General features: G+C 76.7%; 15 protein-coding genes and 1 pseudogene. 11 read left to right on the forward strand and 5 right to left on the reverse strand.

The genetic code is table 11. The features are described from left to right. The 8 genes from PYV61_RS09985 to PYV61_RS10020 all read left to right on the forward strand — a co-directional run. Positions 1–1,770, forward strand: a 1,770-nt coding sequence (locus PYV61_RS09985; RefSeq protein WP_275830930.1) for a tetratricopeptide repeat protein, incomplete at its 5' end; no start/stop codon positions are given. 103 nt (positions 1,771–1,873) lie between these two features. Further along, the gene (locus tag PYV61_RS09990; RefSeq protein WP_275830932.1) at positions 1,874–3,097 is read left to right on the forward strand and encodes a vanadium-dependent haloperoxidase; all 1,224 of its coding nucleotides are present in this window, start codon (positions 1,874–1,876) and stop codon (positions 3,095–3,097) included. A gap of 73 nt (positions 3,098–3,170) precedes the next feature. Next, on the forward strand, positions 3,171–4,022 hold the full coding sequence (locus PYV61_RS09995) for a class I SAM-dependent methyltransferase (protein ID WP_275830934.1): 852 nt from the start codon (positions 3,171–3,173) through the stop codon (positions 4,020–4,022). A 79-nt stretch (positions 4,023–4,101) separates the two neighbouring features. After that, positions 4,102–5,460 (forward strand): right-handed parallel beta-helix repeat-containing protein, encoded by a 1,359-nt coding sequence (locus PYV61_RS10000; protein ID WP_275830937.1) that lies wholly within the window; start codon positions 4,102–4,104, stop codon positions 5,458–5,460. 48 nt (positions 5,461–5,508) lie between these two features. Beyond that, positions 5,509–6,786: a right-handed parallel beta-helix repeat-containing protein gene (locus tag PYV61_RS10005; RefSeq protein ID WP_275830938.1), complete on the forward strand. Its 1,278-nt coding sequence runs from the start codon at positions 5,509–5,511 to the stop codon at positions 6,784–6,786. 29 nt (positions 6,787–6,815) lie between these two features. Then, a complete protein-coding gene (locus PYV61_RS10010) occupies positions 6,816–7,370 on the forward strand; it encodes a DUF3455 domain-containing protein (protein ID WP_275830940.1) in 555 nt (184 codons plus the stop codon). A 62-nt stretch (positions 7,371–7,432) separates the two neighbouring features. Next, a complete protein-coding gene (locus PYV61_RS10015) occupies positions 7,433–7,891 on the forward strand; it encodes a helix-turn-helix transcriptional regulator (RefSeq protein ID WP_275830942.1) in 459 nt (152 codons plus the stop codon). A 110-nt stretch (positions 7,892–8,001) separates the two neighbouring features. After that, positions 8,002–8,553 carry a DUF4199 domain-containing protein gene (locus PYV61_RS10020; RefSeq protein WP_275830944.1) on the forward strand — a complete coding sequence of 184 codons (552 nt, stop codon included), beginning with the start codon at positions 8,002–8,004 and terminating at the stop codon, positions 8,551–8,553. 15 nt (positions 8,554–8,568) lie between these two features. On the opposite strand, the gene PYV61_RS10025 is transcribed toward PYV61_RS10020, so the two are convergent. Both PYV61_RS10025 and PYV61_RS10030 read right to left on the reverse strand, forming a co-directional pair. Beyond that, positions 8,569–9,660 carry an LLM class flavin-dependent oxidoreductase gene (locus PYV61_RS10025; RefSeq protein ID WP_275830946.1) on the reverse strand — a complete coding sequence of 364 codons (1,092 nt, stop codon included), beginning with the start codon at positions 9,658–9,660 and terminating at the stop codon, positions 8,569–8,571. A 55-nt stretch (positions 9,661–9,715) separates the two neighbouring features. Beyond that, positions 9,716–10,180: a MarR family transcriptional regulator gene (locus tag PYV61_RS10030; protein WP_275830948.1), complete on the reverse strand. Its 465-nt coding sequence runs from the start codon at positions 10,178–10,180 to the stop codon at positions 9,716–9,718. A 165-nt stretch (positions 10,181–10,345) separates the two neighbouring features. Here PYV61_RS10030 and PYV61_RS10035 point away from each other — a divergent pair, with 165 nt between their 5' ends. Together PYV61_RS10035 and PYV61_RS10040 are read left to right on the forward strand one after the other, a co-directional pair. Continuing rightward, positions 10,346–10,624, forward strand: coding sequence for a hypothetical protein (locus PYV61_RS10035; RefSeq protein WP_275830950.1), 279 nt, complete (start codon positions 10,346–10,348; stop codon positions 10,622–10,624). Further along, on the forward strand, positions 10,621–10,878 hold the full coding sequence (locus tag PYV61_RS10040; RefSeq protein ID WP_275830952.1) for a hypothetical protein: 258 nt from the start codon (positions 10,621–10,623) through the stop codon (positions 10,876–10,878). The genes PYV61_RS10035 and PYV61_RS10040 overlap by 4 nt, the downstream gene beginning before the upstream one ends. On the opposite strand, the gene PYV61_RS10045 is transcribed toward PYV61_RS10040, so the two are convergent. Next, complete coding sequence (locus tag PYV61_RS10045) at positions 10,875–11,696, reverse strand: Crp/Fnr family transcriptional regulator (RefSeq protein ID WP_275830954.1); 822 nt, start codon at positions 11,694–11,696, stop codon at positions 10,875–10,877. The two genes, PYV61_RS10040 and PYV61_RS10045, sit on opposite strands and share 4 nt — an antisense overlap. An 85-nt stretch (positions 11,697–11,781) precedes the next feature. On the opposite strand from PYV61_RS10045, the gene PYV61_RS10050 reads away from it, so the two are divergent. Further along, the gene (locus tag PYV61_RS10050; RefSeq protein ID WP_275830956.1) at positions 11,782–12,417 is read left to right on the forward strand and encodes a YceH family protein; all 636 of its coding nucleotides are present in this window, start codon (positions 11,782–11,784) and stop codon (positions 12,415–12,417) included. 16 nt (positions 12,418–12,433) lie between these two features. Here PYV61_RS10050 and PYV61_RS10055 read toward each other — a convergent pair whose 3' ends face one another. Next, positions 12,434–13,768: a cytochrome c gene (locus PYV61_RS10055; protein ID WP_275830958.1), complete on the reverse strand. Its 1,335-nt coding sequence runs from the start codon at positions 13,766–13,768 to the stop codon at positions 12,434–12,436. 81 nt (positions 13,769–13,849) lie between these two features. Next, positions 13,850–14,358: pseudogene (locus PYV61_RS10060) on the reverse strand (hypothetical protein); the annotation flags it as partial.

Genomic DNA, 14,358 nt, shown 5'->3' on the forward strand with positions numbered 1-14,358 from the left:
GCCGCGCGCCGCGACGCGTCGGCCGCCGCCGCGCGCGACGCGACCCCCGAGCGCCTCGCGCGCCGGCTGCGCGGGGACCTCGACGCCATCGTCGCCATGGCGCTGCGCAAGGAGCCGGGGCGCCGCTACGGCTCCGCCGAGCTGCTCGCCGCCGACGTCGGGCGCTACCTCGACCGCCTCCCCGTGCTCGCGCGGCGCGGCAGCACCTGGTACCGCGCCGAGAAGCTGCTCCGCCGCCACCGCGCGGCGGCGGCCGCCGCCGCCGCCGCCGCGCTGCTGCTGGTCGCCGGCGCGGGCGTCGCGCTGCGCCTGGCCGCCGTCGCCGCGCGCGAGCGCGACCGCGCGGCGTCGGCGCTCGCGGGGACGCGCCAGGCGCTCGGCGAGTCCGAGGAGGTGACGCGCTTCCTGGTGCAGCTGTTCGAGGCCAGCGACCCGACCGAGGGGCGCGCCGACACGCTCACCGCCGCCGACCTGCTGCGGCGCGGCATCGCGCGCGTCGAGCGGCTGGTCGGCGCGCCGCTCGCCCAGGCGCGGCTGTTCGAGGCGCTGGGGCGCGTGCACGCCAGCCGCGGCGAGGTCGTCCTCGGCGCCGACCTGCTCGGCCGCGGGCTGGCGCTGCGGCGCACGCACGCCGGCGCCGACCACCCGTCCACCGCCACCGCGGCGGCGGCGCTGGCCGACGTGCTGCGGCGGCAGGAGCGGCACGCCTCGGCCGACACGCTGGCCCGCGAGGCGCTGCGCGTGCGCCGCCTCGCGCTCGGCGACGCGCACCCCGACGTCGCGGCGAGCCTCGGCCAGCTGTACAGCATCGCCGTGTACCGCGGCGACTTCGCGGCGGCGGAGGCGTTCGCGCGCGAGGCGATCGCGGTGCGCCGGCGCGGCGGCGGGGAGCACCCCGCCATGATCGACGAGCTGACGCGGCTGGGGACGATCCTGTGGCGGCGCGGCGACCACGCGCGCGCCGAGCGGGTGCGGCGCGAGGCGCTCGCCGTCGCGCGCCGCGTGCACCCGGGCCCGCACCAGATGCGCGCCTTCGCCATGCAGCGGCTCGCCGACCTGCTCGACGAGCGGGTGGCCGCGCACGCCGAGGCGGAGGCGCTGACCCGCGCCGCGCTCGCCGAGACGCGCGCCGCGCTCGGCGACGCGCACATGACGACCGCGCAGGTGTCGAAGCAGCTCGGGCTCCGGCTCGCCGCGTTCGGCCGCCGCGCCGAGGGGGAGCCGATCGTGCGCGACGCGCTGGCGCTCGAGCGGCGCTCGCTCGGCCCGACGCACCCCGAGGTCGCGCACACGATGATCGCGCTCGGGCGGATGCTCGGCCGCGACGCGCACTCGCTCGAGGGGGAGCGGCTGATCCGCGACGCGCTCCCGATCTACGAGGCGGCGTACGGCACGCGGCACTCGACGTACGCCTCCGCGCTCGGCTACCTGGGCGCGTCGCTCGCCCGGCGCGGGGCGCTCGACTCGGCGGAGGCGCTGGAGCGCCACGCCGTCGCGCTGCGCGCCGCCGCCTCGGGCCCCGGGCACACCGCGACCGCGCTCACGTCGCTCCCGCTCGGCGACGTGCTGGCGCGCCGGCGCCGGTTCGCCGAGGCGGACTCGGTGTACCGCGCCGCGCTGGCCGTGCTGCGCCGCCAGACCACCGACACCCACGTCGACGTGCGGCGCGCGTACGTGGGGATGGCGGCGCTGTACGCGGCGTGGGGGAAGCCCGACTCGGCGGCGCTCTTCGGCGCGCGCGCCCGCCCCCCGGGGCTCGCCGAGCCCTGAGCCCGGCCCGGCGCCCGGCGCCGGATTTCGCGGGGCATGTCCGCGGGGCCGCCCCGGCTCCGCAGTACCTGGTTGAGGTCCCAACACCCAACCAGGAGTCACCATGCCCGCATACATCCGGACCGGCGCCCTCCGCGCGCCGGCGCTCGCCGCGCTGCTCGCCGCCGCCGCCTGCAGCGACGCCCCGCCGCTCGCCCCCGACGCCTCGGCGCGCCTCGAGATCTTCGCCGCGGAGCGCGGCCGCCAGCCGGCCAGCGCCGAGTGGAGCGCGGTCGCGCGCGGCCTCGTCGCGTCGAAGCAGAACAACGCGTTCCAGGCGGTCCGCAACTTCGCGACGCTGAACCTCGCGCAGTACCAGGCGGTGCTGGCGGCCGACGCGGCGTCGCACGGCCGGCGCCCGGCGTCGCGCCGCGCCGCCGAGGCCGCGGCGGCGGCGGGGGCGCTCGCGTACCTGTACCCGGGCGAGGGCCCGGCGCTGGAGGCGCAGGTCGCCGCGCAGGTCGCGACCCCGGGGTGGCTGGAGCCCGGCGCGCCCGACGTCGAGGCGGGGCTCGCGGCGGGGCGCGCGGCCGCCGAGGCGATCGTCGCGCGCGCCAGGACCGACGGCTTCTACGACCCGTTCACCGGCACCGTGCCGACCGGCCCGGGGAAGTGGTACAGCATGAGCGTGCCGCCGGCGCCGCCGGGCGGCGCCGGGTTCGTCGGGGCGCGCACCTTCTTCCTCGCCTCGCCGTCGCAATTCCGCCCCGCCGCGCCGCCGGCGTTCGACTCGCCCGCGTTCGCCACGGCGCTCGCCGAGGTGCGGCAGATCACCGACGCGCGCACGGCGGAGCAGGACTCGCTCTCGCGCTACTGGGCGCTCCCGCCGGGCACCATCGGGCTCGCGGGCTGGTGGAACCGCGAGGCGTCCGAGCTGGCCGCCGCGCACCGCTTCGACGAGCGGCGCGCCGCGCAGCTGCTCGCGCTCTCGGGCGCCGCGGCGTACGACGCGCTCATCGCCTGCAACGACGCGAAGTACACGTACTGGCTGCTCCGCCCCTCGCAGGCCGATCCGGCGATCAAGCTCGCGATCGCGCTGCCGAACTTCCCGTCCTACCCGTCGAACACGGCCTGCATCTCGGCGGCCGAGGCGGCGGTGATCGGGGCGCGCGTGCCGAGCGAGCGGCACCGCCTCGACGCGCTCGCCGAGCAGGCCGCGGCGTCGCGCATCTACGCCGGCATCCACTTCCGCTTCGACGGCGAGGCCGGGCTCGAGATCGGCCGCCGCGTCGCGCGCGAGGCGCTGGCGGTGCCGGGCGGCCGCTACGAGCCGCTCCCCCCGCGCTGACCCGGGCGCACGCCCGGTGGCGCACCCGCCCGCCGCGTCCGCGGCGGGCCCCGACCCACGCGAGGACACTTCCATGACCAATACGACCCTGCTCCCCGGCACGCTTCCGACTCCCTCGGCCGCCGCGGCCGACCCGCTCCGCGAGCGCTCGCGCCGCATCTGGAGCGCCGGCGACTACGACCGCGTCTCGGCCGGCTTCCGCGAGGGCGCGGAGGCGTTCGTCGCCCGCCGCCAGCTGCGCGCGGGGCAGCGCGTGCTCGACGCCGCGTGCGGCTCGGGCAACCTCACCATCCCGGCCGCGCGCACCGGCGCCGCCGTGGCGGGGCTCGACCTCGTCCCGTCGCTGCTCGCCGACGCGCGCCGCTGGGCGGCCGACGAGGGGCTGGCCGTCGTGCTCGAGGAGGGCGACGTCGAGGCGCTGCCGTACGGCGACGCGCAGTTCGACGTCGTGATGTCGATGTTCGGCGTGATGTTCGCCGCGCGCCCCGAGCGCGTGGTCGCCGAGCTGGCGCGCGTCACGCGCCCCGGCGGGCAGGTCGCGCTGGCCAACTGGACGCGCGCCGGCTTCACCGGGAAAATGCTGGCGATGCACGCGGCGATGGTGCCGCCGCCGGCCGGCGTGCCGAGCCCCCTGCTGTGGGCCGACGAGGACGCGCTGCGCGCCCTGTTCGACGAGCGCACGTGGCGCCTCACGACCATGCGGCGCACGCTGAGCTTCCGCTACCCGCACACGCCCGCGGGCACCGCGGAGCTGTTCCGCGGCACGTACGGCCCGACCGTGCGCACGTTCGAGGCGCTCGACGAGGACCGCCGCGCGACCTTCGCCGCCGACCTCGCGGCGCACTGGGCGCGCCACCAGCGCGCGCAGGGCGCGGCCACCGAGGTCGAGGCCGAGTACCTCGAGGTCGTCGCCGTCCGCCGCTGACGCGCGGCGCGTCACGGGCGGCCCGCGACCGACCGGGCGCGGGCCGCCTCCCCCACACACTCCCACAGGGAACCCTCCCGTGCGCTCATACACGCTCTGCCTCGCGCTCGCGGCGCTCGCCGCCTGCGCCGAGGACTCCACGCAGCCGGCGGCGCCGCCGGCGGCACCGCGCCGACAGACCGCGGCCGGCGACGTCCTCACCGTCACCTCGCTCTCCGGCGGCACCGAGCCCGGCACGCTGCGGTGGGCCGTCGACCAGGCGGCCGGCGGCGAGACGATCCGGTTCGCCCGGGAGCTCGCCGGCGGGACGATCGTGCTCGACTCCACGCTCAACATCGACGAGCAGCTCGTCATCGAGGGGCCGGCCGACCGCGGCGTCACCGTCAGCGGCGGCGGCGTGCGCCGCGTCGTGACGCTCGGCGCGCCGGGCTGGCAGTCGCTCCCGCCGATCGTGCTCCGCAACCTCACGGTCACCGGCGGCTTCCTGCCCGCCGGCGGGGCCGGCGCGGGGATCCTGTCCTTCACGCCCCTCGTCCTCGAGCACGTGACGGTGACCGGGAACGTCGCCGACGGGGCGGCCGCCATCCTGCACGGGCGCATCCGCTTCCCCGAGACCGACGACCCCTACCCGTCGCTGACGCTCGTCAACAGCACGGTGAGCGGCAACGCCGGGCGCGGCACCACCCTCGCGACCGTGCACAGCGACGGCGACCTCGCGCTGGTCAACAGCACGGTCGCCGACAACGCGAACGGCGGCTTCTACGTCACCAGCCGCGGCGTCGCGACCATCCGCAACACGATCGTCGCGCGCAACGGGACCGCCGCGAACTGCCAGGTCCTCCCCGCGAACCTGCGCGCCGAGGGGCGGAACGTCGCCGACGACGCGTCGTGCGGCGACGCCGCGGCCACCCTGGTCGCCGACCCGCTGCTCGAGCCGCTCGCCGACAACGGCGGCCCGTCGTGGACGCGCGCGCCGCACCCGTCGAGCCCCGCCATCGACGCCGGCGTGGCGTGCACGGTCGCCGTCGACCAGCGCTACGCGGCGCGCGGCACGCCGTGCGACGTCGGCGCGGTCGAGGGCGCGGTGCCGACCGCGGTCGCGATCACGATCGACGGCGCGCCGACGCTCGACGCGGCGACCGGCCACCCGCGCGTCGCCGGCACCGTGCGCTGCTCGCGCGCGGGCGACCAGTTCGCGCTCGACGTCCGGCTCCAGCAGCAGAAGTCGGACAACGCGCCCGGGACGACGCGCGGCGCGGCCGAGGTGGCCGTCGCCTGCACCACGACGGCGCGGGCCTGGAGCGCGCTCGTCGCGCCCGCGTCCGGCGCCTTCCGCCCCGGCGCCGCGGCCGCCGACGTCGGCACGCGGCAGACGGCGGCGTGGGTCACCCCCGCCGTGGCGTCGCGCACCGTCACCATCGCACGCCCGAAGAAGTAGCACCCCACGCACCACGCACGACCACCACACACCACCACGGGAACTCCCATGCGTGCATACATCGCGGCCCTCGCCCTGCTGTCCACCGTCGGCGCCTGCGCCGACCAGCCCACCGCCCCCGCCCCGCTCGCGGCGCGCGCGCCGAGCGCGAACGTCGTCGCCGACCCCAACACCGTCACCAACCTGAACGACGCCGGCATCGGGTCGCTGCGCTGGGTGCTGCACTACGCCGACAGCGGCGCGGTCGTCCGCTTCGACCCCGCCCTCGCCGGCAAGACGATCGTTCTCGACTCGGCGATCAAGATGTACCTCACGGACGTGACCATCGAGGGGCCGCGCGACCGCGGGATCACGATCAGCAGCGGCGGCAGGAGCCGCATCCTGGAGACGTGGGGGCGCGGGCCGTACACGCTGCGCAACGTCGCCGTCGCCAACGGCCGCGGCCCCGCGATCTTCGGCGGCAACCACGTCACCCTCGAGAACTCCACGGTCTACGGCATCACCGGCGGCGGGGCGATCGCGGTGTTCCGCGCGACGCTGCGCAACAGCACCGTCAGCGGCATCCAGGCCGACTCGACGTACACGCCCGCGGTGCAGGCCAGCCAGAAGATCGAGGTGATCAACAGCACCATCGCCCACAACGGCCGCGTCGCCGTCGGCGGCACCTCGTCGCTCGTGCTGCGCAACGCGGTGCTGGCGAACAACGGCGGGTCGAACTGCAACTCGCCCGTCGACTACATCACGTTCGAGGGGACGAACCTCTCCGACGACGACACGTGCGGCGGCCCCGCGCAGATCGTCATCGCCGACCCGAAGCTCGGGCCCCTCGGCGACAACGGCGGGCCGACCCCGACGCACGCCATCGGCGCGGGGAGCCCCGCCGTCGGCGTCGGCACCGCGTGCTCCGTCGCGGTCGACCAGCGCTACGTGCAGCGCGACGCCGCCTGCGACCTGGGCGCCTACGAGTTCACCGACCCCACCAGCGTCACCCTCACCGTCGACCCGGGCGTCGCGGTCAGCCAGGCGAACGGGTGGGCGACGGTGACGGGCACGATCCGCTGCTCGCGCGCCGAGTCGTTCGACGTCGCGGTGCAGCTGTCGCAGGAGCAGAAGGCCGGGCGCAGCACGGCCACCGTCCACGCCGCGCGCACGGTGCCGGTCGCGTGCTCGACGACGGCGCGCCCGTGGAGCGCGTCGATGGTGCTCACCGACGGCGCGTTCTCGAACGGCGGCGCGGTGGTCGCGGCGCAGACGCTCGGCGCCGCCCCGTGGGTCACGCCGGCGACCGCCGGCGGGACGGTCAAGCTGTACTGGGCGCGCAAGTAGACACCCGCGGACACTCCGAGGACACTCCCATGAACCGCATCCCCGGCGCCGCCGTCCTCGCCACGGCCGCCACCCTGATCGTCGCGTGCGCCGAGCGCACGCCGCTCGACCCCGCCCGCCCGGGCGGGGCGCCCCTCGCCAGCGCGCGCGCCGACCTCGGGCCGTGCGCCGACTCGATCGCCGTGCCGGCGGGGCACCGGCTCGCGCGCCGCCTGTACGCCGACGGCGTGCAGGTCTACCGCTGGAACGGCGCGACGTGGGCCTTCGTCGCCCCCGAGGCGGAGCTGTTCGCCGACGCGGCGATGCACGGGCGGGTCGGCACGCACTTCGCCGGCCCGACCTGGCGGACGACCGGCGGCAGCGCCGTCGTCGCCGCCGCGGTGTCGCGCTGCACCCCGGACGCGGGCGCGATCCCGTGGCTGCTGCTCGCGGCGACCGGCCACGAGGGGGGCGGGTACTTCCGCCACGTCGCGTTCATCCAGCGCGTGCGGACCACCGGCGGCCAGGCGCCCGCCGGCCCCGGCCCCTACGCGGGCGCCGAGGTGCGCGTCCCGTACACGGCGGAGTACCTGTACTTCGAGTGATGCGCGGCGGGGGGCGGGGGGAGAGATTGCGGCTGCGTCTCTCCTCCTCCCTCCCTCCCCGCATGTCCCGCCACGCCGTGGGGCGGACCGTCCTGCTCTACGGCCTCGTCGCCGGGGTGCTGGTGGCGGCGCTCCAGCTCATGGAGTACCGGCTGCTCGTGCTCTCGCACGCGCTGGAGCTGTACGGCGCGCTGGTGGCCGCCCTCTTCGCCGCCCTCGGCATCTTGCTCGGCCGGCGCCTCACGCGTCCCGCCGCCGACCCCGCCCCCGCGCCCGTCCCGGTCCCCGCCGCGCCCCGCCTGCCCGACCCGGCGCGCCGCGAGGCGCTCGGCATCACCGCGCGCGAGCACGAGATCCTGGCGCTGATCGCCGAGGGGCTGAGCACGCGCGAGATGGCCGGCCGGCTGGGGGTGAGCGAGAACACGGTGAAGACGCACACCGGCCGCCTGCTCGCCAAGCTGCGGGCCCGCCGGCGTACCGAGGCCGTGCGCCGCGCCCAGGAGGAGGGGCTCCTGTCCTGAATCGGGGTCGCCCGGAGGGGTGATTTCGCGAGAATCACCCGTTCGCGTGACGCGCGGACCGCGGCCACGTCCCATCCTGCGGCATCCCCCCGCCCCCACAGGAGCCCCGCATGCGGACGATCGTCCTCCGGAACGGCCTGCTCGCCGGCGCCATCATGGCCGCCGCCTTCGCCATCACCCTCCCCTTCCACGACGACCTCGGGTCGGGATGGGGGATGGCCGTCGGCTACACGTCGATGGTCTGCGCCTTCCTGCTCGTCTGGACCGGCGTGCGGCGCGACCGCGACGCGAACGGCGGCTCGGTCGGGTTCGGGCGCGCCTTCGCCGTCGGGATGGCGATCGTGCTCGTGGCCAGCCTGGTCTACGTGATCGCCTGGGACGTGATCTACCGGAACTGGATGCCGGACTTCATCGAGAGGTACCAGGCGGCCCAGCTGGAGAAGGCGCGCGCGGGCGGGGCGACCGCCGCCCAGCTGGCCGCCCAGCGCGCCGAGATGGCGACGTTCGCGGCGCAGTACCGGAACCCCCTCTTCCGCGCCGCCATCACCCTGCTCGAGCCGCTGCCGGTCGGGCTGCTGATCGCCCTCGTGACCGCCGCCGTCCACCGCCGCCGCGACGGGGGCTCGGCGCCGGCGCTGGCGGGGGCGGGCGCCACGACCTGACGCCCGCCCGCCGGCTCAGCCCACGCTGAACAGCGCGGGCGCCGCCTCCTCCGCCGCCCCCGACTCGGCCAGCAGCTCGCGCACGCGCGGGATCACGACGCGCCCGTACAGCTCGATCGAGCGCATCAGGAGCGGGTGCGCGAGCGGGCCCGCGCTGTACTTCATGTCGAAGCGCGCGATGCCGAGCGCGCGCGCGGTGTCGGCGATCTTCCGCGCCACCGTCTCGGGCGCGCCGACGTACAGCGAGCCCCCGGCGACCTCGCGCGCGAACTCGTCCGGGCTCGTCGGCCCCCACCCGCGCTCGGCGCCGATGCGGTCGCGCATCTCGCGCCACGCCGGCCAGAACTCCGCGCGCGCCTGCTCGTCGGTGTCGGCGACGTGTCCCGGCGAGTGGACCGCGACCGGCAGCGCCGGGCGCCCCAGCTTCTCGAGCGTGCGGCGGTAGAGCGCGGCGTAGGGCGCGAACCGGCGCGCGGGGCCGCCGATGATCGCCAGCGTGAGCGGGAAGCCGTAGCTCGCCGCGCGCACCACCGACTCCGGGCTCCCCCCGACGCCGACCCACGTGCGCAGCCTCCCCGACTCGGTCGTCGGGTACACGCGCTGCCCCTCCAGCGCCGCGCGCGTCTCGCCGCGCCACGTCACCGGCTCCCCCGTGCGGTCCTGCTCCAGGATGGCCGCGAAGAGCGCCAGCTTCTCCTCGAACAGCCGGTCGTAGTCGCGCATCGGGTGGCCGAACAGCGGGAACGACTCGGTGAACGAGCCGCGCCCCAGGATCACCTCCGCGCGCCCGCCCGACGCCGCGTCGAGCGTCGCGAAGCGCTGGAAGACCCGCACCGGGTCGTCGGAGCTGAGGACCGTCACGGCGGAGCCCAGCCGGATGCGGCGCGTGCGCCCGGCGATCGCCGCCAGCACCACCTCGGGCGCGGTGACCGCGAAGTCCGCGCGGTGGTGCTCGCCGACGCCGAAGAAGTCGGCGCCGACCGCGTCGGCCAGCACCGCCTCCTCCACCACGTCGCGGATGACCTGCGCGTGGGACAGCGGCTGCCCGTCGGCGCCGCGCGTGACGTCGCCGAAGGTGTCGAGGCCGAGCTCCAGGGAATCGGTCATGGGATGGCTCCTGTGGGATGCTTAGATTTCTAAATTACGACGCGCACGCCGGCGCTCATTCCGCATCGCCCAGCGCGGCCGCGGCGACACCGAGGCGCTTCATGAGGTCGGCGGCGACCCGCTTCTCCTCGGTCGAGAGGCCGCCCATCAGCCGGCGCATCTCGGCGGCGTGCGCCGGGAAGACCTCGGCGATCAGCGCGCGTCCCGCCTCGGTCAGCTCGCCGTAGACGACGCGGTGGTCCTCCACGCAGGGGCGCCGGCGCATCAGCCCGCGCCCCTCGAGCTGCTTGACCGTGTAGGTCGTGCTGGCCCCGGTGATCAGGATGCGCTGCGCCAGCTCGCCCAGCGGCAGCGGCCCCTTGTGGAGGAGCACCTCCAGCACGCCGAACTCGGTGCTGGAGAGCTCCCACTGCCGCAGCTGCCGCCGGAGCGGCTCGCTGACCGCCCGCAGCGCGCGACTGCAGGTCGTCATCAGCCGCAGCGCGGCGGCCTGGTCGCCGGTCGGTGCATCGTCGTTCACACTTAGAATTCTAAGCATTCTCGCACGACGCGCAAGCGGAGGGCGCCGGATTCTGTACGGTAGCGTACAAGTCCATGCGGTACAACGACTTGCGCGACACGCCGGTGTTGCGGGGCCGTCCCCCCGGCGCTACGATCCCGCGGAACCCGACGCGGACGGAGCGGCATGCAGGAACGGATTCAGGCGCTGGAGGCGACCCGCGAGCGCGCACGCGCGGCGCTGCACGCGTCCCACCTCGGGCTGGTGCCGGCGTCCTCGCTGCATGCCGCGATCGGCGACTTCGCGCGGGCGCTGCGTACCGGCGGCGCCCCGCCGGCCCGCGCGCTGGTGGCGGTCAAGGACCTCGTGCGCGAGACGCGGCCCAGGGGATCCTCCCTGTCGGACGCGCGCGAGCTCATGGAGCGCACGGTGCGCTGCGCGATCAACGCGTACTACGACGCGTGAGCGCCCCCGAGCAGACCCCCGACGGCACGGCCCCCGAGCTGCTGCGGCGCCTCCTGACGCGCCTGGGGGTGGACGCGACGGCCGACGACCCGCGCACGCTCGACGCCCTGCAGCGGGCGATGGGCGCCGTCTCCCCCGAGGAGCGCGCGGCGCTGGTGGCGCACCTGCAGGCCATCGCGCGCCGGCTGCGCGGGCGCCCCGCGGTCGCGGGACGGCTGCGTCCGCCGCTCGCGCGCGGCCCCGGCGAGCGCTAGCGCTCGTCGTCGGCGGTCGGGGTGCCGTCGCCGCTGGGCGGAGCGCCGTCGCCGAGCAGCGACATGCCGTCCTCGGCCGTCGTCAGCCCGTCGAGGGGGGGCGGGCGCCGGCTGGCCGCGGCGCCGTCCCCGAGCAGCCGCTCGTACTCGCCGCTGACGATCGCGTAGCACTCGCAGACCCGCCGCTCGAGGACCCCGCGGTCGCGGATGCGCACCCGCCCCATCTGGTACTCGACCGCGCCGGCGTCCTGCAGCGCGCCCATGGCCTCGGTGACGGTGGCGCGCCGGACGCCGAGCATCTGCGACAGGAACTGGTGGGTGAGCGCGAAGTCGTCGCGCCCCACCTGGTCGTGCGTGTAGAGCAGCCAGCGGGCGCACCGCTGCACCATGGTGTGCCGGCGGTTGCAGGCCGACCCCTGCGCCGTGAGCGTCATCAGCGCCTGCGTGTAGGCCAGCAGGACCCGCCAGAGCGGCGGGCTCTCGGCGAGCGCGGCGCGCAGCACGTCCGCCGGGAGGCGGAGGGCGACGCCGGGGACCTGCGTGAACGCCTGCGCGTTCGTGCGGTCGGCGCCCAGCACCACGGGGACGCCGGCCATCCCCTCGCGCCCCACCGTCCCCGTTTCGACGGCGCTCCCGTCGGCCATGACCCCGACGATCGAGACCACCGCGCTCTCGGGGAACACCACGTGGGTGATCTCGCGGTCGAAGTCGTAGACGAGCTCCCGCGCCTCCAGCTCCACCCGCACGAGGTGCGGGGCGAGCAGCGCCTGGGCGTCGGCGGGGAGGGCGGCGAGCAGTCGGTTCCGGGTGTCGAGCATGGCAGTCGGTCGGGCGTGCGGGGGTTCCGGCCGGCTCGTGCGCACACCGCGCGCCGCCGGCGCGGCCGCCCTACCTTTGGGCCCCATGCACCCGCCCCTGACCGCCGTCGAGCTGCGCGTCCTCGGCTGCCTGATCGAGAAGGAGGCGGCGACGCCGGACCTCTACCCGCTCACGCCGAGCGCCCTCGTCGCCGCCTGCAACCAGACCACCAACCGCGAGCCCGTCATGGCGCTCGGCGACGACGCGGTGGCCGAGGCGGCGGTGGCGCTGCGGCGGCGCGGGCTGGTGCGGTCGATCCAGCCGGCCGGCTCGCGCGTCGGGAAGTACGACCACCAGCTGGCGGCCGCGCTGGGGCTCGACGCGCGGGCGCTGGCGGTGCTCGGGGTGCTGATGCTGCGCGGCCCGCAGACGCCGGGGGAGCTGCACACGCGCACCGCGCGCCTCGCGCGGTTCGACGGGATCGCCGACGTCGAGGCGACGCTCGACGCGCTCATCGCGCGCGAGGCCGGGGCGCTGGCCGCGCGGCTGCCGCGCCGCCCCGGGCAGAAGGAGGTGCGCTACGCCCACCTGCTCGGCGGCGACGCGGGGGCGACGGACGCCGGCGAGGAGCCCATGGGCGACGACCGGGTCGCGTCGCTGGAGCGCACGGTCGCCGCGCTGCGCGCCGAGGTGGCCGACCTGCGCGCGGAGCTGCGGGAGTTCCGCGCGCAGTTCGGCTGAGCGGGGCCGCAGCCGCTCAGCGCGGGCGCAGCCGCCGGCTGTTCACGCTGTAGAGGATGCCCGTGTACTGCATCTCCTCCCACGTCTGGTCGCCCCAGCGCACCTCGGCGGCGGCGTCGGGGTTGTCCGGGTTCCCCTCCGAGTTGTCGTACCAGGCGCGCGACACGATGCGCGCGCCGGCCGGGACCTCGAGCGGCGTCGCGAACAGGTAGTACGTCTGCCAGTTGAAGTCGTAGCGCGGCACGTCGAGGATCACCTCCGACGTGCCGTCCGGCTTCTCGAGCGTGTACTGCCAGCGCGTGCCGCGCAGGTGCGTGTGCGGGAACAGCCCGTGGACGCGCACCGCCTCGTTGAAGCCGAGGGTGCTCGGGATCATGACGTCCTTCTTCCCGGGCGGGAGGACGAGCTTCCCGTTGAAGAACTGCGACGCGAGCACCTGCTCGGCGGGCGGCTCCTTGGCGAAGGCGAAGCCCACCGAGGTGCGGTCGCGCGTCTCGTGCCCGTGCGCCGTGTAGTGCATCTGGAACACGAGCGTGGAGCCGGCGCGGATGCGCAGCGCGGTGCCTTCGGCGAAGCGCAGCACGTTGGTGCCGGGCGCCGTGGTGCCGACGAGGGTGCCGAGCTGGCGCGGCGGCGCGTGCAGCGTGTCGCGGCGCGGCGGGTCCACCGTGTCGTTGTTCTCGTCGAACACCAGCACGGGGCGCGGGCGGGGCGCGGGGGGCGCGTTGGCGGCCGGCTGCACTGCGGGCGCCGCGGGCGGACGCGCGAACACGAGCACGTGGTGCACGACCTGCCGCGCGCCCGGCATGATCTCGAGCGCCTGCACCCACTTGTCCTCGGTGAAGTTAGTCGGCACCTCGAAGTACTGGTATTCGATGGTGCCGCGCGCCGGGACGACGAAGTCCTCGGCCATCGTCAGCACCGCGTCGGGGGTGCCGATCTCCCACCCGCCCGCGAACGTCGGCGCCGGCGGCAGCTTGGCGCGGTCGCCGAGCTTCGCCCCGCCGTCGAGCCAGGCCAGGATGGTGCGCCGGTCGGCGTCGGAGAGGCGGCGGTCGTTGCGGAACGTCCCGTGCGGCGCCTCGGCGTGCCACGGCGGCATCGCGCCGGTGCTCACCGCCTCGCGGATGTCCTCCGCGCGCGCCTTCACGGTGTCGTAGTCGAGCACCGAGAACGGGCCGATCCCGCCGGGGCGGTGGCAGGTCGCGCAGTTCCGGAACAGGATCGGCGCCACGTCCTCGGCGAACGTGGGCGGCGCGCCCGGCGGGGCGGGGTGCGGGACGGCGGCGAGCGAGGCGACCGCCGCCAGCGCGGCGGCGGCGAGGAGCGCGGGGTGGCGCGGGGTGCGCATGGGGCCCTGCCTGCGGGAGGGGACCGGCCGGTGCGACGGTGGGGCCCCCAACATACGGCGCGCCGGCGCGGCGTGCCCCCTCTACCTGCCCGGCCGCACGGTCACGCCCACGCCGAGCCGCGTCCCGCCCAGGTCGAGGCGGTCGAAGCCGGCGAAGTCGTCGGTCATCGGCGCCGAGCCGGCCTGCCGCCGCACGTCCCCCTGCACCGCCAGCCAGCGCCGCACCGGCACCGCGACGGCCGCCTGCGCGTACGCGACGGCGCCCCGCCCGCGCGACCGGAAGTCGTCCTCGTACGCCACGCGCCGCTCCGCGTCGACGAACGCGCCCCACTGCCGCAGCCGGTAGGCCGCCGCGCCCGCGCCGGCGCCGAGCGTGACGCGCAGCCGCTCCCCGGCGGCGGGACGCCAGCGGAGCGCGGTCCACTCGACGCCGGCCCACTGCACGCCGGTGAGGTCGAGCGCGGTGCGCTGCGCGACCGGCGCGCCGCCGTCGGGCGTCGCGCGGCTGGTCGACGCGGCCGAGCCGCCGCCCGCCTCGGCGCCGAGCACGACGCCCCAGCGGCAAGTCGGAGGCCAAGCGGTCTTAGGAA

The organism is Roseisolibacter sp. H3M3-2 (assembly GCF_029211165.1).
Classification (GTDB): Bacteria; Gemmatimonadota; Gemmatimonadetes; order Gemmatimonadales; family Gemmatimonadaceae; genus Roseisolibacter.